The following is a 21,678-nucleotide window of genomic DNA, read 5'->3' on the forward strand; positions in this document are numbered from 1 at the left end:
GACAATCAGGTAAGGAAAATCGCCATCAATGCGAGAACGACGGCGGCGGTCGATCCGAGGATCGTTCCTAATTTGACGAAGAACTTATACGCGTTCTCATGCGCCGGATAATCCATTCCTTCCGCCGTCGAATACACAATTCCGCTATGATCAGACATTTTAAGTTTCCCAAGGTACGGTTGATCTTGCGTCTTTCACGACGGTGACCGGTGACCCGGATAGAGCTGAGCGCCCGCGGTCGCCGCCATTCGACGAGCCAAGGATACATACCTGTCGCATGAATGATTTGCTGTAACGCAATAATATGCGTGAGGCGCATACCAGGAAACCCATCACGGTTATGATGATGTGGCGTTCCGAAAAAGGCGTCCGAAGTAGATGCGACGGCCGTTTGACATAAGCGAGGGGAGCGCTCCGGCGGGGTTTTCTATCTTCTTAGCAAGCCACACAAGCCCGCGAGGCTGGGCCGGCCCACTCCAGTTTGAGTCCGGAATTGTCCTAATTTGATCTTAAGATTCTGGTGCCAACTGGCAATTGTGCTGTTCGTGGTCAACCAGTGGGATCAGAATTATAGCCACGCGACATTGACCCGCGCCGGCTTTTCATTGGCAAGGGCTGCCGGACGGCATCTTGGCCGGCGGGGTTTTCTATTCCGGGCTTAGGTGCGCCACGATCGACCGTCGCAATGTCACGGTTTAAGCACCGTGTTCGTCGTTCTACCTTCGGGCATCTGGTCAATGACCAGGAGTTCGACCGGCTCCGCGCCTGTATTTTCGCCGTAGTGCCATCCATCGAGAATCTCAACGATGAAGTCGCCGGCCTTGTAATCGTAGCGTTGGCCAGTGTCGGCGGCATAGACAGCGAGATGTCCTGCCTGGACATAGGCATAGCGCGGATAGGGATGCTTATGGACCGGCAGCGTGGCGCCCGGTGCGATGATGTAGCGCGACACTGCAACTGTGGTTCGTCCCGCGGGAAGGGTGATCGGCTGGCCTGAGGCGGTCCTGTTGGTCGAAGCAAGCGGACTGACGATGACTGCCTTAGGAACTGCATCTGCCAGAGCGTGGCTCGAAAAAAAGCAGGCTATAACGAGGCCAAGGCATAGGCGGCGCGCGCGCTGATCAGGGTTAGACATCGTTGCCTTCAATGTTGGTTTGGCGCTGCCAGCACCGGATACGGACAGTGCTTGGTGGCGGTGCTGACTATAACCGGCAAAACCGGCGCTGGCGACACAGAACGTTTTCTGTGCTTCTTCTGTGCTTCTTCTGTGCTTCGCCCCACAAAGGGGGCACTATGAACGCCATCATCCAGGACGAACTTGAGGTTGCGTTGAACATCGATCCGCTTGAACTGCGGCTTACAGGGGGTTGTCCGCTTCAAGGGGTGAAGCGCTTCCGGCGAGTCCGTCCGGCGTGCGTGCGGATGGTGTCTCGGATTTTTGTGGTAAATTATATCCGGTCGATTGACTTGTCGGGAGATTGCAAATGTCAGGATTGTCAGACGCGGTGAGAGTGATTGAGCCCGGCAAGACCTATATCGGCAAGCAGGGCTTTACTTATGGAGCAGGCGTATCGAAGGAGACGGCCGGAGCAAAACAGGTCTGTTTGAATGTGCTGCCGATGCCTCCGGGTGCCAGGGCAAAGGTCCATTACCACAAGGGTATCGAGACGATCGCTTACCTTTTGGAAGGTGAATGCGCGGTCTATTACGGCGACAAACTTGAGCATCGCGTCGCAGTCAAGGCCGAGGATCAGGTCTATATGCCCGAGGATGTCCCGCACGCCCCGTGCAATGAGAGCGGAGCGCCGTGCAAGTGGCTTGTCGTACATTCATCAGGTAGCGATCAGGACGGCATCGTTCTGCTACCAGAACTTGATGCAATGTTGGCGCAGAGGTCGAACGCGACAGCCTAATGAGCGGCGCGGCGTCGCCTGGGCGCCATTGCCAAATAATACCACAAATAGATATGCTCGCTGGAATTGAAGGGATATGCACATGACGACACCTGTAACGCCCGACCAATTCGTGGTGACCATGGAAGGCATAGCGCATCTCCCTACCGGCGCGACGTTCACGCCGCACTTCGGCAGTCCTAACTCTGGCACCATCTATAAGGGCCAGATGGGGAGTGTCTTAAAGAACGGAGAGGAGTACCAGCCGCATGAGGTGGAGCAAATGATGGAGCGGCTGTGGATTGAATACCTCACTGAGAATCCGGAAGCTTTCACGTAGCCAAAAGCCCTGATTCATCGACAGCTCGCCTTGGCGAGTTAGTTAGGGTCCCTGGGGCGTTTAGGGGTCATCGGCGGCTATCTTCACAAACATAGCCGACCCCTATCCCGAAGAGCGGCGCAGAGCATCGAAGGTCTCCGACCTGCAACACGCCATGATTCCGATTAGGCACGAAATGCCCGATCAAGCCCAGCACGACAAAATCCCGGCAGCAATGCAAAGCTGTTTTACGACATCCATTCTGACGATATGCGCTGCGGACCGCTCGTTTTCCACCCCGAGAGTCCGCCAGATCGTCCCCTACCTTTGAACCGGACGTCTGCTCTCCACACTAACAAAACAGTTAGCAGTGTGGAGGAACGATCATGTTGATTCGAAACAGCTTAAAACTAGCTGCTCTCCTTTCCTTCGTTGTTGCTATGCCTCAGCTTGCGTCTGCACTGCCGAAACAAGGCAGCGGCGGAAAATGCAGTTGCATGTGCGTTGCGCCGAGCGGCGTGAATGGCGGGTCCCTTGTGAGCATCAATACTTATAACTCCCAAGGCTACTCGTGCGGCGCATTCGAGGGCAAAACCTGTAATTTGGATAATCCTTATACAGGCGGGGTTTCCACTGGCTCTTTGATCGGTTGCGAGAACGCAACGAAAAATTCCGGGCGTCCGTCGATTCTCGTTTCGCCCTGGGGCGGAGTGGAGAAATTGCAGCGGCGCTGAACCGTAATGGTTGAACTAAGCAAGCGGGGCGCGGGCAACCGCGCCCTCATTCAATGGCCCTTTACTCTTCATGGCATGCGCCCTGGCTGCCGTTGCGCCTGGTGTTCGCTTCAACGTCTTTGCAATCCTCGCGACGCCAGCCCTTTGCTTCGCGGGCGCCTTGAGAGCGCGAACGTCGTCACTCGCGGCGAACGGATATTTTCTTCTCTGGCAAATCTTCACTCCTTCAATCGTCCGGCGCGTTTCATCTGATGTCAGGTGATTGTGCGCGAAGCCGATGCCTTGAAGATCGTCGCGGCAATGCCCGTGGGCCAGCGGCCCGCCTTTGGTGTCACTGACGACGAACGATAGTATTTTTTACTTCGAACATGTCGTTCCCGCCTCATCCTTGGTCGATGAACTGATGGCGCCAGAGTCCCCAACGTTGGAGGCGGTTGCCGCAATAATCGCAAAAGCCGACGTCGCTTGGATTACACGGAATGAGAATGACAAACCTGACGAAAAGAAAGCCCGCTCTATGCGAGATGATCCATTACGAACATACAAAGAGGCAGGCATAGATTTATGCCCTGACTGATGGATGGCCGATGTAACCTATTATGTGGCGCTCCCGTTCGGCGCTGGCGACGACGGCCCCGAGCCACGCGAAGCGGTTGAATGCACGAGCGCGAGCGCTGCGCGCCGAACGGCTGGCGCGAACTGAGGGGCATATCGGCGCTGTGGCTTTCAGTCACACAGGGGATCCGGGCAGTGGTGAGTTCGGGGACGCTGTTATCCTGAAGGCGGTTGGCGAAGTGCCGGATGACTTGAGTGAGTTGTGACGAGCTTATGCTGACGCAAGCATCGCGACGTGAGCGGTACGCAGAGTGCAAGAGGGCGTCCGATCCAAGCAATTTGAATCGCAATTGCTAGCTTAACCTTGCGCCGTCATTCCTGTGGAACATTATCTCAGCCCCATATTGCCGCCTCCGTTGGCATGACACCTTAAGCTGGCGCGAGAGCAGAACATTATGACACCGACTGACAAAGATACTTCCGTGCGATCGGCGGCCTTCGGTCGATTGAGCCTGAGACCGCGGGTGTGCGTCGTCGACAGCAAGCCGCGCAACCGTACCTTCCTCATCGATGTGCTGGAGGACATCGGTTTTATCACTGTCGAATGCGCCGACACATCCGAGATGCGCACTCTGCTGAAGGTGCAGACGTTTAGTCTCGTTGTGCTTGGGGCGTCGGCCGACGATATCGAAATCGACAAGATTCTACAAACGCTCGCCACGATTCAATTCGAGGGCAAGGTGCTGCCGATCGCAGTGCCGGGGTCGATACTCGCTTTCGCCATCCAGGAACGAGCGCGCGATCTCGGCATTGATACCTTGCCCCCGCTGCCAGCGTTGTTCACTGCCGACATGTTGCACAGAAGCATCGCTACGCTGATCCCAGCCGAGGCCCCGCCGAGCCCTGTGGTGGATGTGGCCGAGGCGCTCAGCGCCGGATGGCTCGAATTGTGGTACCAGCCCAAGATCGACATCTGCACCCTTGTCCCACGCGGTGCGGAGGCGCTGATCCGTATGCGTCATCCAGCTTGGGGCGTGGTGTTACCGACCGGCTTCCTCCCTGATGATAACGACGCAGCTTTCCGTAGTCTCTCGGATTTTGTAATCGGACAGGCGCTCGATGACTGGCACTATTTCATCGAGCACAACGGCCCGGTTAATCTGTCGATCAACCTTCCCGTATCATCCCTGTTCGACGAGTCCGCCTTCACAGCTCTGTGCCGCAAGATACCAACGCACCCGGCCTTCGCCGGGCTGGTCGTTGAACTGAAATACGGCGAAGCGCTCGCCAACCTTGACCGCGTCATTGATATTGCCGAGCGATTCCGCTCCCACAACATTGCGGTGTCGATTGAGGATATCGGCGCCGACTGGCCTGCGCTAGCTGCCCTTACGGCCGTTCCGTTCATCGAGTTCAAGGTGGACCGTCAGTTCATCACCGGTTTTGGCAATGACCGCCTGAAGCAGACCGTCTGCCGCGGTATCGTCGATCTCGCGAACGAACACGGTGTTCGGACGGTCGCCGAAGGCATCGAGAGCCGCGCCGACTTCGTCACTGCGCGACAGTTGGGCTTCGACGTCGCTCAAGGCTTCCTGTTCAGCAAGGCGATGACAGCGCGGCAGTTTGCCCACACCGCGCTGACTCGTCCGGTAACACTTCCTGAGTGAATCGGAGGAAGAGGTCGGGGCGACGGAAAAGGCCCGATTTCCTGCGCTCATCGCGCGGAGGGATGGCATATAGCGTTAATCGCTCAACAATCCGCGCTGTTCCGCTCAAGCTCTGCCAGAAACCTGCGCATCTCACTTCGAATCTGACCGGCGATCTCGCGCGGATTATCGACGACACGCGCTGCCACACATTCCGTCGCCCTCCGAGCGACAGGAACGAGAGAGCGGGCAAGGATGGCCAGAGAGTGTATTGCCCAAGCTTTGCAAAAACGGCAGTCGGCAAGACAATGAAAGTTTGAGCCGATTAGCGTCATCGCAAAAGGCGAATCAGATGGATATCAACGAATAATGACGCCTGACGAATATGAAAAACTGCGCCTCGCCATTGCCGAAAAACGCACGAGACCGCGTTTGGAAAGGCCGCCAATCTCGCCGTTGTAAGTAGCGGCACCGAGACACTAAAGGCGATCATGCTAATTAACGGTGGCGCAAGCGTCGAATCTGATTTGCGCCTCCGTCGGAATCCCAATTCCGTTAAATCGTCTCTACGGCCTAGAAGAAAGACGCGGATGGCCGGGCATCTGCGCGAAGGCGCGCTTCGCGCCCGGCCATGACGGAACTGGACATGCCTCGATGATCCAGCATGATCGAACAATGCTCTAACGCATCAGTCTCGCCGCCTCCACCATGTTGACAAGCGCCGGCCTGACCTCCTCCCACTTGCGGGTCTTCAGTCCGCAATCCGGATTGATCCAGAGTTGGCCGTCGGAAAGGCGTTGGCGCGCGAGTTTGAGCAGGCCGGTCATCTCGTCAACCGCCGGCACGCGCGGAGAGTGGATGTCGTAGACGCCGGGGCCGATCTCGTTGGGATATTTGTAATCCTTGAAGGCGTCGAGAAGCTCCATCTTGGAGCGCGACGTCTCGATCGAGATGACGTCGGCATCCATCGCCGCGATCGCGTCGATGATGTCGTTGAACTCCGAATAGCACATGTGGGTGTGGATCTGGGTGGCGTCGGCGACGCCGCTCGCGCACAGACGGAAACATTCGACGGCCCAGTCGAGATACGTCTTCCATTCCGATCGGCGCAGCGGCAGACCCTCGCGCAGCGCGGCCTCGTCGATCTGGATCATGGATGCGCCGGCCGTTTCCAGGCCAGCGACCTCGTCACGGATCGCGAGCGCGATCTGCCGGCAGGCAAGGCTGCGCGGCACGTCATCGCGCACGAACGACCAGTTGAGAATGGTGACGGGGCCGGTGAGCATGCCCTTCATCGGTTTCGCGGTCAGGGATTGAGCGTATTTCCACCAGCCGACGGTCATCGGTTCGGGCCGGGACACGTCGCCGAACAGGATCGGCGGGCGGACGCAGCGCGAGCCGTAGCTCTGAACCCAGCCGTACCTGGTGAAGGCGAATCCCGAAAGTTGCTCCCCGAAATACTGAACCATATCGTTGCGCTCGAACTCGCCATGCACGAGCACGTCGAGACCGATGTCTTCCTGCCAGCGGATCGTTCGGGCCGTCTCCTCCTGCAGGAACTTCTCGTAGTCGGCATCGCTCATCATGCCTTTGGCGTGCGCCGAACGCGCCTTGCGGACCTCGGCGGTCTGCGGGAACGAGCCGATCGTGGTCGTCGGGAACGACGGGAGGCCGAAGCGTTCGTGCTGCAGCTTGGCACGGCCTGCGAAGGCGCTCTTGCGCCTCGTCATGTCGGGCGTGATGGCTGCGGTCCGTGCTGCGACCCTGGCATCATGGACCTTCGGCGATGTCTTGCGCGCCGCCGCGGCGTTTGCAGATGCCTCCAGCGCATCGCCCACCGAAGCGCGGCCTTTGGCCAGAGCTTCGCCGAGCGTTGCCAGTTCACCCATCTTCTGCACAGAGAAGGCGAGCCAACTCTTCAACTCCGCGTCGAGACCGGTCTCAAGCGACACGTCGATCGGCACGTGCAGAAGCGAGCAGGACGGCGCGATCTGCACACGATCAGCGCCACGCCTGGCGACCACCGGCTCAAGCCGGTCGAGCAGCGCCGGCAGGTTGGCGCGCCAGATGTTGCGGCCATCGATGACGCCGAGCGACAGAACCAGACCTCGCGACGCCTTTGCCGCCACCGTTTCGAGTTGTTCCGGAGCGCGGACAAGATCGATGTGAAGGCCCGGGACCGGCAGCGATAGTGCGGTATCGAGGTTGTCGCTGACGCCGCCGAAATAGGTGGTCAGCATGATTTTCAAGTTTGGCAGCGCCTGTGCAAGTTGTTCGTAAGTCTTGCATAGCGCATCGCGGGTCGCATCATCGAGATCGAGAACGAGACAAGGCTCGTCGATCTGCACCCAGTCGGCGCCTTCAGCGGCAAGGCGCCGGAGCATGTCGATATAGACCGGAAGCAGATCTGGAAGCAGCGACAGGGAATCGAAACTCGTGTCTTTGCTTTTGCCGAGTTTCAGATAGGTGACGGAGCCGAGCAGCACCGGCCGGGTCTGATAGCCGAGAGCCTTGGCCTCGCGATATTCATCGACGGCCTTGAGCGAAGAGAGCTGAAACCGTTGGCCCTTGCTGAATTCGGGGACCATGTAGTGGTAGTTGGTGTCGAACCACTTGGTCATCTCCTGCGCCGGCGCGCCATGAGCGTGATCGCCGCCGTGATGACCATGCGCGCAGGACGGATCGCTATCTTCGCCCTGGGCGCCGCGCGCCATCGCGAAATAGGTTGCGAGCGGCACGGGCCCGCTTTTCCACCCGTAGACCTCCGGTATCGCGCCGACCATGACGCTAGTGTCGAGCACATGGTCGTAGAGCGTGAAATCGTTCGACGGAATGACGGTGACGCCGAGCGATTTCTGGCGCGCCCAGTTCGCGGCGCGCAATCCGGCCGCCGCTTCGAGCAAAGCGGATTCGCTGGATTTGCCCGACCAGTAGCTTTCGAGCGCGGTTTTCAGTTCGCGGCGCGGACCGATGCGCGGTGTACCGAGCGTGGCGACAGGAAGAGAGGAAACAGACACGGCTTAACCCCATATGTTGGGGGCTGGGCCTTAGCGACGCGGCATGGGAATCCTGGCGGCGAGCCGCCATCGAGACCGCAACCGCACCACCGGGACACCCCGCCCGAGGACGACTATGTTGCCGGGGCAGGTCTCCTGGCTCGCGGGTCTCAGCTTTGGTCCGGCCTTCCCGGGACAACACCCAGTGGCATGATGGACCACGGCTCACCGCTTACAGTTGCGGGGGCAGCGCCGGTCTTGCTCAAGAGCGCACCGGCTTCCCTCTTAGCTCCAAGCATGAATACCCGGAGAACCTCGACAACCAACCTATGGGCCAGCGTCAAAGGGCCGTCAACCGGCCATAAGAAAAGAAAAAACTTTATGTCGAATCCGGATCTTCGTTGCTCCGGTAGAATTGCGTGCCGATCACGACGGGCGGACGGCCCTGATCCCTGCGGTGTTGATTGGTGTCGCGCAGCGAATAGACGCAGCCGCAATACTCCTGCTGATAGAATTCCTCGCGCTTGCTGATCTCGATCATCCGCTGCGACCCGCCGCCCTTGCGCCAGTTGAAATCCCAGTACGACAGGCCGTCATAGCGTCCGGCCGCGCGATGGCCGCAGTCATTGATCTGCGCCATGTTCTTCCATCGCGAGATACCGAGCGACGATGTCATCACGGGAAAATCGTGCTCATGCGCATACAGCGCGGTGCGCTCGAAGCGCATGTTGAAACACATGGTGCAGCGCGCGCCGCGCTCGGGTTCCCACTCCATCCCCTTGGCACGGGCGAACCAGTTGTCCTTGTCGTAATCGGCATCGACGAACGGCACGCCGTGCTTCTCCGCGAAGCGGACGTTCTCGTCCTTGCGCAGGAGGTATTCCTTCAGGGGATGGATGTTGGGGTTATAAAAGAAGATCGTGTAATCGACCCCCGAGGCCAGCATCGCTTCCATCACTTCGCCCGAGCAAGGCGCGCAACAGGAATGCAGAAGCACCTTCTTTTGCCCGTTTGGGGGCGTCAGGTTCGGTCGGATGAATTCGTTCACGGCAGCCTCGACGGTTGAGACGCGAGCAAAACGCCGCGGCATATCTCCGGGGATAATGGTCTGTACGATCGAAGCGTCAAGGGTCGAGCAGATCGATAGTTGCACAGGGTTTTTCGCCGGACTGTGAATTACGAGATTGAGGGGTCGGATTCTAAAACTATTTGTTGACACATAATTCGATACATATACTAGATATGGTGGTCACGGTCTCTCGAGTCGCAAAATCGAGAGCTAAGAGGGAAGCCGGTGCGCCCGAGTCTTAATGGCGGGCAATGCCGGCGCTGCCCCCGCAACTGTAAGCGGCGAGCTGAAGTCCATTATTGTGTCACTGGGACCGCAAGGCCCTGGGAAGACCGGACCGACGCCTAGACCCGCAAGCCAGTAGATCTGCCGCGACAACAAAAACGTCCCTGGGCGGGGTGTCCCGGTGGATCGCGTGGCAGGATCGCGGCGTCTGCCGCGGCATGTCCCTGCCCGCGTCTCCGCTCGGCCCCGGCTCACAACCAAACTGGGGTCCTGAGCCGATGTCTCTCGCAACCGAAGCTGCGCGTGCCGAACGTCCGTCTTTGCCTGCTGCGGCCGCGATGCCGTCCAGCGAACCCGCGTATCAGGTCATCCGACGCAACGGGTCGGTATCGCCGTTCGATTCCTCGAAGATCGCCGTCGCGTTGACCAAGGCGTTTCTCGCGGTCGAGGGCAACAGCGCCGCTGCTTCGCGCCGGGTCCACGACATCGTCACCGAGCTGACCGACCAGATCGTCGCCAGCCTGACGCGGCGCTCCGACGCGGGCCGCACCTTCCACATCGAGGATATTCAGGATCAGGCCGAACTCGCGCTGATGCGGAGCGCGCATCACAAGGTCGCGCGCGCCTACGTGCTCTATCGCGAGGAGCGCGCACGCGAACGGGCCAAGGCGCAGGAGTCGAATGCAAAGAAGAGCAACGCGGCAGCCGCGACGCCGGCGCTGCGGATGAAGTCGGTCGACGGGTCGATGGCGCCCCTCGACACCAGGCGCCTCGCCGCCGTGGTGGAGGAGGCCTGTGCTGGACTTGAGGGTGTCTCGGCCGAGGCCATTCTGACCGAAACCCATCGCAACCTTTATGACGGCATCAGCGCGGATGAGTTGGCGTTGGCGCCGATCCTCGCAGCGCGCACGCTGGTCGAGACCGACCCGGACTACGCCAAGGCGAGCGCGCGCCTCCTGCTCGACAAGCTGCGCCGCGAGGCGTTGAGCCTCATTGCCGGGCGACCGGAGCAGGCGACCCAGGCGGAAATGACGGGACGCTACGCGGAGTATTTCCTTGGCTATGTGCAGACCGGCATTGAAAACGAACTGCTCGATCCCGAGATCGGCCGCTTCGACCTCGACCGACTTGCAGCCGCACTGAAGCCGGAGCGCGACCTCCAGTTCGACTATCTCGGATTCCAGACCCTTTACGACCGTTACTTCCTGCATGTTCGCGGCACCCGTTTCGAACTGCCGCAGGCGTTCTTCATGCGCGTTGCCTGCGGCCTCGCGCTCCGGGAAATCGACCGGGAAGACAAGGCGATCGCGTTCTACAATCTGCTCTCGTCGTTCGACTTCATGGCCTCGACGCCGACGCTGTTCAACGCCGGGACGCAGCGCGCCCAGCTATCATCCTGCTTCCTCACCACCGTCGCCGACGACCTCGACGGCATCTTCAAGGCGATCAAGGACAACGCGCTGCTCTCGAAATATGCCGGCGGCCTCGGCAACGACTGGACGCGGGTGCGCGGGCTCGGCGCGCACATCAAGGGCACCAACGGGGAAAGCCAGGGCGTGGTGCCGTTCCTGAAGGTCGCGAACGACACCGCGATCGCAGTCAACCAGGGCGGCAAGCGCAAGGGCGCTGTGTGCGCCTACCTTGAGACATGGCACATCGACATCGAGGAATTTCTCGATCTGCGGAAAAACACCGGCGACGACCGCCGCCGCACCCACGACATGAATACCGCCAACTGGGTGCCGGATCTTTTCATGCAGCGGGTCGAGGAGGATGGCGTGTGGACGCTGTTCTCTCCGAACGAGACGCCGGACCTCCACGATCTCACCGGCAAGGCCTTCGCAGAACGCTACGCCCACTATGAAGGGAAGGCCGCGCGCGGCGAGATGCGGGTGACGAAGCAGGTTCGCGCCGTCGACCTGTGGCGGCGGATGCTGACCATGCTGTTCGAGACCGGACATCCCTGGATCACCTTCAAGGATCCGTGCAACCTGCGCTCGCCGCAACAGCATTGCGGTGTCGTGCATTCCTCAAATCTCTGCACCGAGATCACGCTCAACACGTCGAACACCGAGGTGGCGGTGTGCAATCTCGGCTCAGTCAATCTCGTCAACCACCTGCACGACGGCAAGCTCGACCATGCGCACCTCGCGCGTACCGTGAAGACCGCGATGCGGATGCTCGACAACGTGCTGAACGTGAACTTCTACACGATCCCGGAGGCGCGGACCTCGAACCTGCGACACCGGCCGGTCGGACTCGGCCTCATGGGCTTTCAGGATGCGCTCAACATCCTGCGGCTGCCCTATGCCTGCGATGAAGCCGTGTCCTTCGCGGACGAGAGCATGGAGGCGATTTCGTACTGGGCCATCTCCGGCTCGGTCGATCTCGCGGCCGAGCGTGGCCGCTATCCCTCGTATCAGGGGTCGCTGTGGTCGAAGGGCATCCTGCCGCTCGATTCGCTTGCGCTCGTCGATGAAGCGCGCGGCGCGCCGATCGACCTCGACCGTTCCAGCCGTCTCGACTGGGAGGCGCTGCGCCAGCGCGTCATGACCGTCGGCATGCGCAATTCGAACTGCATGGCGATCGCGCCGACCGCGACGATCTCCAACATCTGCGGCGTCTCGCAATCGATCGAGCCCGCCTATCAGAACCTCTACGTCAAATCCAACATGTCCGGCGATTTCACCGTGGTGAACGCGCATCTCGTGCGCGATCTCAAGGCGCGCGGGCTATGGGACGAGGTGATGATCTCGGACCTCAAATACTTCGACGGCGGCCTGAGCCGGATCGACCGCGTCCCCGACGATCTCAAGGCGCTCTATGCCACCGCCTTCGAGATCGACTCGGCCTGGCTGATCGACGCCGCGGCGCGCCGGCAGAAATGGATCGACCAGGCGCAGTCGCTCAACCTCTACATCGCCGATCCGAGCGGGAAGAAGCTCGACGCGCTCTATCGCCATGCCTGGAAGCGCGGCCTCAAGACGACCTATTACCTGCGCTCGCGCTCGGCGACCCACGTCGAGAAATCCACCCTGAAAGTCACCGACGGCAAACTCAACGCGGTCTCGGCCTCGGTATCGACAGCACCCTTGAATGGTCACGCCGCCAGCGTCGCCGAGAGCGACGGCTGGAAAGCCTGCCGGATCGACGACCCCACCTGCGAAGCGTGTCAGTAAGCCTCACCGTCATGCCCGCGCTCGTCGCGGCCATCACGAAAGAAAAACAATTCAGGAACACCATCATGCTCGACTGGTCCGACACCTCGCCTTCCGCATCGGCACGACCCGTTGCGCCGCAGGCGCTTGCGCATAACAACGTGGCGTCTGATTCATCACCTCGCGTGACAATGACCGACACCCCCACCGACGCCACCGGGCTCGGCGCTATCGATCGCTCCGGCGGCCGGGTGCGCGTCGATGACAAGCGAATGATCAACGCCCGCGCCGACGTGAACCAGCTCCTGCCACTCAAGTACGGCTGGGCCTGGGAGAAATATCTCTCCGGCTGCAACAATCACTGGATGCCGACCGAGGTGTCGATGCAGGCCGACATCGCGCTGTGGAAGAGCAAGGACGGCCTGACCGACGATGAGCGGCGCATGGTCAAGCGCAATCTCGGATTCTTCGCGGCTTCCGAGTCGCTCGTCGCCAACAACATCGTGCTGGCGATCTACCGCCACCTCACCAACCCGGAATGCCGGCAATATCTGCTGCGGCAGGCCTTCGAGGAAGCCGTCCACACCCACACCTTCCAGTACATCGTCGAAAGCCTCGGTCTCGATGAAGGCGAGCTGTTCAACATGTATCGCGAGGTGTCCTCGATCACGGATAAGGCGGCCTGGGCGCTCAAGCACACCCGGCATCTCGACGACCCCGGCTTCAAGACCGGCACGCCGGAAGCGGATCAGGCGTTCCTGCGCGACCTCGTCGCGTTCTACGTCGTGTTCGAAGGAATGTGGTTCTATACCGGCTTCGTACAAATCCTCTCGCTCGGCCGGCGCAACAAGATGGTCGGCATCGCCGAGCAGTATCAGTACATCCTGCGCGACGAGTCGATTCATCTCAACTTCGGCATCGACGTCATCAACCAGATCAAGATCGAGAACCCGCATCTCTGGAGCAAGCCTTTCCAGGAGGAGGTGCGCGCCATGCTGAAGAATGCCGCCGAGCTCGAAGCCGCGTATGGGCGAGACACCATGCCGCGCGGGTTCCTCGGTCTCAACGCCGCGCTCTGTGAGCAGTACATGCACGTCATCGCCAACAGGCGCTGTGCCCAGCTCGGGCTCGCGCCAGTGTTCGCGGAAGCCGACAATCCGTTCCCGTGGATGAGCGAGGCGATGGATCTGAAGAAGGAGAAGAACTTCTTCGAGACCCGTGTCATCGAATACCAGAACGGCGGCGCGCTTGCGTGGGATTGACGGCGATCGCAGAACACCGACAGAAGGCTCTACGCTACAGCCATCTGCCAATGTCTCAACGACACATCAGTACCGTCGGTGCCGACATCCGATTCCGTTTTTCTATCGCCGTTGCCCGAGCATGCGATTAGCCCTGTGGCGGCTTCCAGTCGGCCGATGGAACGACGTTGACCATCCAGGGGACGCCGAACTTGTCGATCAGGCTGCCGAAGCCGGGCGACCAGAAGGTTTCGCCGAACGGCATGCCTGCTTTGCCGCCTTCGGACAGTTGATCGAACCAGCGCCGGGCCTCGGCCATGTCCCCGGTGTGCAGGGTGACGTCGAAACCGTTTTTGGGTTTGTCGATGTTGGATGCCCATCCGACATCCATATCGGCGCCCATCAGCGCCTGATCGCCGACGTCGAGCCAGCAATGCATCAGCCAGGTCTTGTACTTCTCTTCGGTGATCGGCATGCCCGGCGGCGCATCGCCATAGGGTATGGCGGCCTTGATCGTCCCGCCGAGGACTTTGGCGTAGAACTCGAATGCCTCGCGGCACTGGCCCCGAAAGCTAAGGCTGGTCACGATCTTCATGGCTGTCTCCTTATCTGACTTGGGTTTTGACTCGTCGGATCCTTGGGAGCGATTGCCGGCACCGATTGACGGCCCCTCATGTAAGTTGATATCAACGTAACTGGACTATTGAATGGACGTCAACCCTCCCGATGCGTATGCGTTCCGATCCTGCGTTCGAGACCACGATTTTGGTGCGCGACACCTGCCTGTGCCTGCATGCCCAGAGGGCAGCGCGCGCGGTCGCACGCCGCTTCGATATCGCGTTGAAGCCGGCCGGCATCACCAGCGGGCAGTTCTCCCTGCTGATGTCGCTCAACCGGCCGAAGCCACCGAACCTCGGTAGCGTGGCGACGCTACTGGCCATGGACAGGACGACCCTGACTGCCAATCTCAAGCCACTGGAGCGCCGCCGCCTCATTGAGACGGCGACCGATCCAACCGACAAGCGCGCCCGATTGCTGCGGCTGACGCCGGTTGGCCGGGCGGTTCTAGCCGAGGCGGTGCCGATCTGGCGGCATCTTCATGCGGAGATCGAAAAGGAACTGTCAGACCCGGATCGCCTGCGCTTCGAACTCAATATTCTTTCGAAATCCGACGATCGCAACGGTGTCGCCGGGTAATGCCGGCACGGCGTTGCAGCGGGCCCCCTTTCAGCCTGCGACCACCGGTCCGCCGGCCTTCCTCCAGGCATCGATTCCGCCCTCGATATGCGCCGCGTTGGTCAGGCCGGCGTCCTTTGCTGCGGTGACGGCCATGGCCGAACGCTCTCCGAAGGCGCAGAAGAACACGATGCGACGCCCGGTCGCGGCGGCGACCTCGCGCAGCATGCCGCCGGGTTTCAGATTGTCGGCGATGTCGGGATAGGGCGCATGCAGCGCGCCGGCCAGCGTGCCATGCTTGGTGCGTTCGTGGGCTTCGCGGAGATCGACCAGCAGGATGTCGGGTTGGCCGAGCCGATTGATCGCCTCGCGCGGCGTCAGCGCCAGACCCTGCTTGGCCAGATCGTCCTGCCTGAGGCCGACATGCATGTTGGCCGGGATCACCACGTCCATCAGCTTCGGGTTCGGCAATTTCAGGTTGTTCATCACCTCGATGTATTCATCCACCGAGCGCACCTGAAGCCGCGGGTTGTAGCGCCTCTCCTCGCCGATGGTGGAGACCGTGTCGCCCTTGTAGTCGTGCGCGGGGAACACCAGGGTGTCGTCAGGCAGCTTCAAGAGCCGGTTGAAGATCGAATCGTACTGCGCCCGCGCGCTGCCGTTCTGGAAATCGGTGCGGCCGGTGCCCCGGATCAAGAGCGTGTCGCCGGTGAAGACGCGATCGCCCATCAGGTAACTGTAGGAATCGTCGGTGTGACCCGGCGTATACATCACGTCGAGGCCGATGCCTTCGATCTTGATGGTGTCGTCGTCGCTGACCCGCATCGAGACCACGTCGGCCTTGGTCTGTTCGCCCATCACGGTGACGCAATGGGTGCGATCGCGCAGCTCGCCGAGCCCGGTGACGTGATCGGCATGAAGATGCGTGTCGATGGCCTTCACCAGCTTGAGGTCGAGTTCGCGCAGCAACTGGCAGTAACGGTCGACCTTTTCCAGCACCGGATCAAGGATCAGCGCCTCGCCACCGGCGCGGCTTGCCATCAGGTAGCTGTAGGTCCCGGAGACGCTGTCGAACAGCTGGCGAAAGATCATGATCGTGCGACCCTGATTTCAGGCGCATATATTCCTTGCGCGTGCGGTATCGTAGCGGATTTATGCTGCCTGCGTGCGATTACAACCGGTCAGAAATCCAGTTTGTCGCGGATCGCGTCCAGACCCGCTCTGGCGCAGGCCTCGTCCTTGTCGCCGCCGGGTGCGCCGGAGACGCCGATGCCGCCCACAAGCGTCCCGCCGGTTTCGATTATCAGCGCGCCGGCCAGCATCGCGATGCGCGGCAATCGCGCCAGGCTGGCGTCGATCTGGCCGTTCCGCACCATTTTCGCCAGTTCGGAGGTGTCGCGGCGAAAACTCAGCGCCGTATAGGCCTTGGCGGTGGCGATGTCGGCCGCGGGCAGGCCGGCATAACGGTCGCGCAGCAGCACCTGCGGCTGGCCGAAGCGATCGACCACGGCCACGGCAACCTGATATCCGGTGTCGCGGCATGTCTTCAGCGCGGCCTGCGCAGCCTCCAGCGCGACGTCCGGGGCCAGTGACTTATAGGTGACGAGCGCATCGTCGCCGGCACGGGCCGACGAGGCCGCTATCACGGCCGTCACGGCTGCCGCAAATGCGCGGCGCTTCAGCGCGTTCGCTGCGCGGCCTCGATTACGGCCGCACATAGCTCCAGCCCTGTTCCTGCAACTCCATCAGTCGCACCACGCCCAGGGGCACGACCGTCGTTCCGGGCAACATCTGGAGTGGATGGCCTTCCTTCTTCTCCATGTCCAGCTTGGTGTTGTTGCAGGCCGAGAACTGGATCTTGCTGGGAGATGCTTTCTCCCGGATACGCTTGATGCGCTCCTTCACCGGCGAGGTGTCTTCGCGCAGCATGTGGAGGCCCGGTCCGCATGCCATGATCTCGACGACCACCGCCTGATTCATGCCGCGATAGTACCCGATCACGTCGGTGGCGTTGGTCAGCGCGAAGTCCATGGTACTCCGATCGTTCTGGTCGACCTGGATCACCAGGCGATGCTTCGGCTCGGCGGCGGAACCATTCGAGGTAAACGCGAGCAACAGGCCCGCGGCGGCGACGAGATGGCGAAGAAACCGGCGCATGAAACCTCCTATGGTCTGACCAGAGTGTAACCGTTTTCCGTGAGCGACAGGATTTGGCCAACGCCGACCTGAACCGGCGTCGCGGAGGGGATGATGGCCGGCCGCTTGCCGGTCTCGCGCTCGATGGTGTCGAGCGTATTGACGCAGACGTCGAACCTGACTCCCTGCGCAATCAGGCTCTCGACGCGGGTCCGGCTGGCGTTCTCCGTCCGCAGTAAATCGATGCCCGGGCCGAAGGCGACTACCTCGATGGCGATCCTGTCGGGATCGTAGGCTTTGATCAGGTTGTTGGCGACGCTGAGGACGAGGCTCTGCTTTTTCGAGTCGTCATCGGACAATTGCAGGACGACGCGATGCTCGGCGAAAGGTTTGTCGGGTAGCGGGGCAGGCTGGGCACGCAGCGTAAGCGGCAGCAGCGTCAGCGTGACCGCCGCTGCCAGCGCGCCTCTTCGCGTCAGCCTGTCGGTCATCCGGCCAAGCCCGGATTGCCGTCGACGCCTTTCAGCGTCACGCTATCGCGGCGGACCTCGCTTGTGACGCCGGCGCGCAGATGCTCGGCGAAGACATCCCAGACCGGTGCGCCCTTCTGTTCGTTGACCGAGGCCCAGCCGGCGATTTTGTAGCTCTTGCCGGCCTCGAGTGGCCGCCCATCCTCCAGCGTCAGGTCCGAGATACGATGGCCGACGCTCTCCGTGGGCGCGCAACTATAGGACAGGCCGCCGATGCGAACCATGTCGCCGCCCTGCTGGTAGTAAGGATCCGGGTTGAAGAGGTTGTCGCAGACGTCTTCCAGAATATCCTTGATCTGGCCGCCGGTCATGCTCTGGACGTAAGTCTCGGGATAGGTGCAGGCGGTTTCCGCGAGCACGTCGTCCATCGTTACGGGCTGTCCCGGTAGCACGCTGGTGCCCCAGCGGAAGCCCGGCGACAGCGCGATCTCCGCATCGAATGCACCGCGCAGCGCGTCGCAAATCAGCGTGTCCATGGTGCCGTTGAAATTGCCGCGACGATAGAGCAGACGATTCGTGGTCGCGATCTTCCGGGCATAGGCCGCCGCATAAGGCGCGCGCATTGTCTCGATCAGAGCCTCCATCGCAGGATCGGGCTTGAGCAGCTCGGAGAACACCGGCAGCAGGTGGTAGCGTACGTCGCGCACCTTGCCTTTGGCAAGCTCGAGGTCGAGCACGCCGAGGAATTTTCCATTCGAGCCGGCATTGGTGACGAGCGTCGTGCCGCCGGCATTGCTGACAGCGATCGGCTGCGGCACGGCGTCGTGGGTATGGCCGCCGAGGATGACGTCGATGCCGCTGACGCGGCTTGCGAGCTTGAGATCGACATCCATGCCGTTGTGCGACAGCAGAACGACCGCATCGACCCTGTCGACATCGCGCAGCGACCGGACCAGCTTCTGCAATTCCTCGTCGCGAATGCCGAAGGTCCAGTCCGGCGTGAAGCGTTTCGGATGCGCGATCGGCACATAGGGAAACGCCTGACCGATCACGGCGACGCGATGGCCGCCGAGTTGCTTGATCGTCGCCGGCTTGAACACACGACCCGAGGCGGCGTCGAAGGCCGGCGTGTCGTTGAACGCGGCCTCCTCGGTGAGAAAAACATTCTGCGCCAGGAATTCGCCGTTGAAGCGGGAGAGGTTGTCGCGCAGCGTTTTTTCGCCGTAGGTGAATTCCCAATGGCCGGTCATCGCTTCGATGCCGAGCAGGTTGGCGGCGTCCACCATGTCGGCGCCGCGCATGGCGTTGGCAAGCCCGGAGCCCTGCCAGAGATCGCCGCCGTCTAGCAGCAGCGAATTGTTCGGCTTGGCCTCGCCGCGCAGCCGGTCGATCAGCGTCTTGAGGTGGGCGAAGCCGCCCAGCCTGCCGAAACGCGCGGCCGATTTCTCGAAACCCAGGCAGGTGAAGGCGTAGGCGTCGGCGCTGCCGGGCCTGATCCGGAAGCGATCGAGGAAGGCGCGGCCGACCAGGTGCGGCGGCTGCCCCTGCATCGTACCGATGCCGAGATTGACTCCAGGCTCGCGGAAGAACACCGGCAACAACTGCGCGTGGGTGTCGGTGATGTGCAGGATGCGGGCGTTGCCGAAGCCGGCGAGATCATACACCGCGGGATCGCTGGCCGCGCGGGCGATGCGCGGCAGCGCGCCGGAGAGGCCGGCGGCGCCGACGGCTTTCAGGAGGTCGCGGCGGCGGATGATCATATGATGCTTTCGGACAAATGAAACGCGTTCATCTCGGCACAACGTCATGCCCGCGCAGAAGTGCGAAGCGCGTCGTCGCACAGACGTCGCGGGCATCCACGTCTTAAATCCCTCTCGAAGAGAAAGGCACGTTTCGAAAAGTAAAGGCTTGGATGGCCGGGGCATAGGCCAACGAAGCGACGCCATTGTTCGAACGGCTATGCCCGGCCATGACGAAATGAAGGGGCGAGAGCCGAGATTCTGCGGTCAGCGGATTTCCAGCTTCCTCCAGGCGTCCTTTTGCTCGTTGAACTGGAAGATCGCAGCTTTTGACAACGTTTCGGATGTCTTCGATTGCGCGACCGCCTTGTCGAAATCGCCCGCATCGGCAGCGGCCTTGGCATTCTTCAGTGCCTTGACCGCCGTGGTCCACTGGTTCCGCAGCTTGCCGGCCTCGTTGTTGGCCGCTTCGGCCGCGGCATAGGCCGCCTTGTAGTCGGCTTCGGTGCTCGCCGCCCGGACGGCCGTCGCCGCGGCGACCAGGACCATCGAAAGGACCACGAGGGCGGTAAGACGCATCATGCCATTGCTCATGGCCGTGCTCCCGGACCTGAAATCGGCAGACCGTTGCTGACATAGGACAGATAGTATTCGAGGTCACGGTACTCGTCGTCCTGCGGCGTCAGCGGTACCGCGCGTACCTGACTGTTGCACGAGGTGAAGCGACGGCTGGTCGTGCCCATGCCGGCCCACTCAGAACGGTAGATCGGCATCGCGTTGAGAATGCCGAGCGCGGGTGCGAGAACCTCGGCCCGGATATGGTCGCCCGGTATCTGCACGTGGCAGGTTGCGCAGGAGAAATTGAGCTGGCCGCGCCGCGTATAGAAGTAGCGTTTGCCGTTTTCATAGGCCGCGAGCGCCCGCGGATCGTTCGGAATTTTGATGTTGAACGGCTTGCCGCGCGAGGTGAAGGCCATATAGGCCGTCACCGACGCCATCTCGTCCTTGGTATAGGAGAAAGGCTTTTCTCCGTTGTTCTCGAGGCACTGGTTCACGGCGAGTTCGAGCGTGACGACCTTGCCCTGCTTTTTGTCGAAGGTAGGATAGTTCTGCCGGATGCCGATGCCCTTGTTCGGGAAACAGTCCGCGAAGGTCTTGCCGTTCTTGAACGGCTTGTTGAACAGCTCCTTGCCAGCGGCGAGCGCGAATTCGTAAGGAGGAAACTCCTCCTTCTCCTTCCACTGCTTGTACAGGCCTGCGTCCATCGAATATGGCCCGTTGACGAAATCCTTCAGTTTCAGCTTGGGAAACTTGTCGGTGAAGTATTTCTGAAACGCCTTGAGGTCGGCTGGCGGATTCGGGCTGTCCGCGGCGTCAGATATCTGCACCGCGGCGAATGTCAGCGTCGCCAGCACCAATCCCGTTACCGCCGAGCGGAAGGTCAATCGCATGTCTGTTCCCCGCCTGCCGCGCGCCGCCATTACTGAATCTTTGCCGTGAAGCTGTCGGAGGCGCCCTTGTTGTCGAGCCAACTGATCTTGAGGTCGCCGCCCTTCTTGCCGCCCTTGAAGCTGAATTTCACATACGGATCCTTCGAGACCGCCGGCCCCCAGTCGGCGATGAAAACCGGCTTACCGCCGTATTCGAAAGTTAGCTGCTGAATGAAGTGCGGCGGGATCAGCTCGCCGGCGGAATTCTTGACGAAACCCGAATCCATCGGATGCTGGATCAGCGCCTGGACCTCGGTCGTATCGCCGCTCGACGTTGCGCGGACGCGGATTGTCGATGCCATGACTATCTTCCCCTCACGTTTCGCTCAGCCGCCGCAACCGCCGATGGTGACCTTGACTTCCTTGCTGGCGCTATAGAGCTTGCCGCCGGCCTCCACGATCGCGATGACGTTGCCCGTCTTCGCCATCTTCAGGCGGTTGGCGACGCTCGGCATCGTCCCGGCCGGGATACGGTACGACGCGGCCAGCGCGTTCGGATTTTCCGCCACCAGGATCGAGATCGAGGTCACGTCGGGCAGGCTCGTGGTGACCGAAACGGGGACGACCGCGCCGTTCTCGGCGATCTCCGGCGCGTCCATCCTGACTTTATCGGATTTTTCCGCGACCCTGCCGTAGAGCGCCTGGATCGCGCCGTCGGCTCCCTTTACCTTGAAGGCGGCGTCGGGATACTTGTCGTTGGCGGCGGCAAGCGCGGGCGCAAACCCGAAGCGGATGCCGGCAAGGCCTGCCAGCGCAACGACCGCTGCACCTTTCAGGATTTGCCGCCGCGCCTCATCGACGCCGCCAGGTAATGGATGGATCATTCGGGTCT

21 protein-coding genes, 1 pseudogene and 2 riboswitches are annotated in these 21,678 nt (G+C 61.1%); of the genes and pseudogenes, 8 read left to right on the plus strand and 14 right to left on the minus strand.

Translation table 11 applies throughout. The features are described from left to right. Nucleotides 1–5: 5 nt before the first annotated feature. Both NHAM_RS25245 and NHAM_RS18755 read right to left on the minus strand, forming a co-directional pair. Nucleotides 6–158 (minus strand): aa3-type cytochrome c oxidase subunit IV, encoded by a 153-nt coding sequence (locus tag NHAM_RS25245; RefSeq protein ID WP_011512023.1) that lies wholly within the window; start codon nt 156–158, stop codon nt 6–8. A 530-nt stretch (nt 159–688) separates the two neighbouring features. After that, the gene (locus tag NHAM_RS18755; protein WP_011512024.1) at nt 689–1,135 is read right to left on the minus strand and encodes a cupin domain-containing protein; all 447 of its coding nucleotides are present in this window, start codon (nt 1,133–1,135) and stop codon (nt 689–691) included. A gap of 349 nt (nt 1,136–1,484) precedes the next feature. On the opposite strand from NHAM_RS18755, the gene NHAM_RS18760 reads away from it, so the two are divergent. From NHAM_RS18760 to NHAM_RS18775, 5 genes and pseudogenes are all read left to right on the plus strand, one after another. After that, nucleotides 1,485–1,913, plus strand: a complete 429-nt coding sequence (locus tag NHAM_RS18760; RefSeq protein ID WP_011512025.1) for a cupin domain-containing protein — start codon at nt 1,485–1,487, stop codon at nt 1,911–1,913. 82 nt (nt 1,914–1,995) lie between these two features. Next, nucleotides 1,996–2,232, plus strand: coding sequence for a hypothetical protein (locus tag NHAM_RS18765; RefSeq protein WP_157043681.1), 237 nt, complete (start codon nt 1,996–1,998; stop codon nt 2,230–2,232). Between the two features lie 365 nt (nt 2,233–2,597). Next, a complete protein-coding gene (locus NHAM_RS26920; protein WP_157043682.1) occupies nt 2,598–2,945 on the plus strand; it encodes a hypothetical protein in 348 nt (115 codons plus the stop codon). A gap of 580 nt (nt 2,946–3,525) precedes the next feature. After that, nucleotides 3,526–3,766 (plus strand): annotated as a pseudogene (locus NHAM_RS28400) (hypothetical protein). A gap of 216 nt (nt 3,767–3,982) precedes the next feature. Further along, nucleotides 3,983–5,167: an EAL domain-containing response regulator gene (locus tag NHAM_RS18775; RefSeq protein WP_245269943.1), complete on the plus strand. Its 1,185-nt coding sequence runs from the start codon at nt 3,983–3,985 to the stop codon at nt 5,165–5,167. 659 nt (nt 5,168–5,826) lie between these two features. Here NHAM_RS18775 and metE read toward each other — a convergent pair. Continuing rightward, nucleotides 5,827–8,163, minus strand: a complete 2,337-nt coding sequence (gene metE, locus NHAM_RS18780; protein ID WP_011512029.1) for a 5-methyltetrahydropteroyltriglutamate--homocysteine S-methyltransferase — start codon at nt 8,161–8,163, stop codon at nt 5,827–5,829. Between the two features lie 108 nt (nt 8,164–8,271). Next, a riboswitch (cobalamin riboswitch) is annotated at nt 8,272–8,475 on the minus strand. A 46-nt stretch (nt 8,476–8,521) separates the two neighbouring features. Further along, complete coding sequence (locus tag NHAM_RS18785) at nt 8,522–9,190, minus strand: epoxyqueuosine reductase QueH (protein ID WP_011512030.1); 669 nt, start codon at nt 9,188–9,190, stop codon at nt 8,522–8,524. A gap of 187 nt (nt 9,191–9,377) precedes the next feature. Further along, nucleotides 9,378–9,599, plus strand: a riboswitch (cobalamin riboswitch). 115 nt (nt 9,600–9,714) lie between these two features. On the opposite strand from NHAM_RS18785, the gene NHAM_RS18790 reads away from it, so the two are divergent. Continuing rightward, nucleotides 9,715–12,615 (plus strand): ribonucleoside-diphosphate reductase subunit alpha, encoded by a 2,901-nt coding sequence (locus NHAM_RS18790; RefSeq protein WP_011512031.1) that lies wholly within the window; start codon nt 9,715–9,717, stop codon nt 12,613–12,615. Between the two features lie 65 nt (nt 12,616–12,680). Beyond that, nucleotides 12,681–13,856 (plus strand): ribonucleotide-diphosphate reductase subunit beta, encoded by a 1,176-nt coding sequence (locus NHAM_RS18795; protein ID WP_041359254.1) that lies wholly within the window; start codon nt 12,681–12,683, stop codon nt 13,854–13,856. 127 nt (nt 13,857–13,983) lie between these two features. On the opposite strand, the gene NHAM_RS18800 is transcribed toward NHAM_RS18795, so the two are convergent. After that, nucleotides 13,984–14,430 carry a VOC family protein gene (locus NHAM_RS18800; RefSeq protein WP_011512033.1) on the minus strand — a complete coding sequence of 149 codons (447 nt, stop codon included), beginning with the start codon at nt 14,428–14,430 and terminating at the stop codon, nt 13,984–13,986. Nucleotides 14,431–14,561: 131 nt separating this feature from the next. Between NHAM_RS18800 and NHAM_RS18805 the strand changes: the two genes are divergently transcribed. Then, nucleotides 14,562–15,032: a MarR family winged helix-turn-helix transcriptional regulator gene (locus NHAM_RS18805; protein ID WP_011512034.1), complete on the plus strand. Its 471-nt coding sequence runs from the start codon at nt 14,562–14,564 to the stop codon at nt 15,030–15,032. 30 nt (nt 15,033–15,062) lie between these two features. Here NHAM_RS18805 and NHAM_RS18810 read toward each other — a convergent pair whose 3' ends face one another. The 9 genes from NHAM_RS18810 to soxY all read right to left on the minus strand — a co-directional run bounded on the left by NHAM_RS18810 (nt 15,063) and on the right by soxY (nt 21,670). Then, nucleotides 15,063–16,103 (minus strand): MBL fold metallo-hydrolase, encoded by a 1,041-nt coding sequence (locus NHAM_RS18810; RefSeq protein ID WP_011512035.1) that lies wholly within the window; start codon nt 16,101–16,103, stop codon nt 15,063–15,065. A gap of 89 nt (nt 16,104–16,192) precedes the next feature. Then, the gene (locus NHAM_RS18815) at nt 16,193–16,729 is read right to left on the minus strand and encodes a GlcG/HbpS family heme-binding protein (RefSeq protein ID WP_011512036.1); all 537 of its coding nucleotides are present in this window, start codon (nt 16,727–16,729) and stop codon (nt 16,193–16,195) included. Next, on the minus strand, nt 16,716–17,168 hold the full coding sequence (locus tag NHAM_RS18820; protein WP_011512037.1) for a hypothetical protein: 453 nt from the start codon (nt 17,166–17,168) through the stop codon (nt 16,716–16,718). Before NHAM_RS18820 ends, NHAM_RS18815 begins: the two co-directional genes overlap by 14 nt. Before the next feature lie 8 nt (nt 17,169–17,176). After that, nucleotides 17,177–17,638, minus strand: coding sequence for a hypothetical protein (locus NHAM_RS18825; protein ID WP_011512038.1), 462 nt, complete (start codon nt 17,636–17,638; stop codon nt 17,177–17,179). Beyond that, on the minus strand, nt 17,635–19,377 hold the full coding sequence (gene soxB, locus NHAM_RS18830; RefSeq protein WP_011512039.1) for a thiosulfohydrolase SoxB: 1,743 nt from the start codon (nt 19,375–19,377) through the stop codon (nt 17,635–17,637). Before soxB ends, NHAM_RS18825 begins: the two co-directional genes overlap by 4 nt. A gap of 246 nt (nt 19,378–19,623) precedes the next feature. Further along, nucleotides 19,624–19,938 carry a hypothetical protein gene (locus NHAM_RS18835; RefSeq protein ID WP_430707688.1) on the minus strand — a complete coding sequence of 105 codons (315 nt, stop codon included), beginning with the start codon at nt 19,936–19,938 and terminating at the stop codon, nt 19,624–19,626. Between the two features lie 8 nt (nt 19,939–19,946). Then, nucleotides 19,947–20,807, minus strand: coding sequence for a sulfur oxidation c-type cytochrome SoxA (gene soxA, locus NHAM_RS18840; RefSeq protein WP_011512041.1), 861 nt, complete (start codon nt 20,805–20,807; stop codon nt 19,947–19,949). Nucleotides 20,808–20,836: 29 nt separating this feature from the next. Then, the gene (soxZ, locus tag NHAM_RS18845; RefSeq protein ID WP_011512042.1) at nt 20,837–21,148 is read right to left on the minus strand and encodes a thiosulfate oxidation carrier complex protein SoxZ; all 312 of its coding nucleotides are present in this window, start codon (nt 21,146–21,148) and stop codon (nt 20,837–20,839) included. 24 nt (nt 21,149–21,172) lie between these two features. Beyond that, entirely contained in the window at nt 21,173–21,670 is a 498-nt protein-coding gene (gene soxY / locus NHAM_RS18850; protein WP_011512043.1) for a thiosulfate oxidation carrier protein SoxY, read from the minus strand. Nucleotides 21,671–21,678 lie beyond the last annotated feature (8 nt).

The sequence above is a fragment of the Nitrobacter hamburgensis X14 genome, assembly GCF_000013885.1.
In the GTDB taxonomy this organism is placed as follows: domain Bacteria; phylum Pseudomonadota; class Alphaproteobacteria; order Rhizobiales; family Xanthobacteraceae; genus Nitrobacter; species Nitrobacter hamburgensis.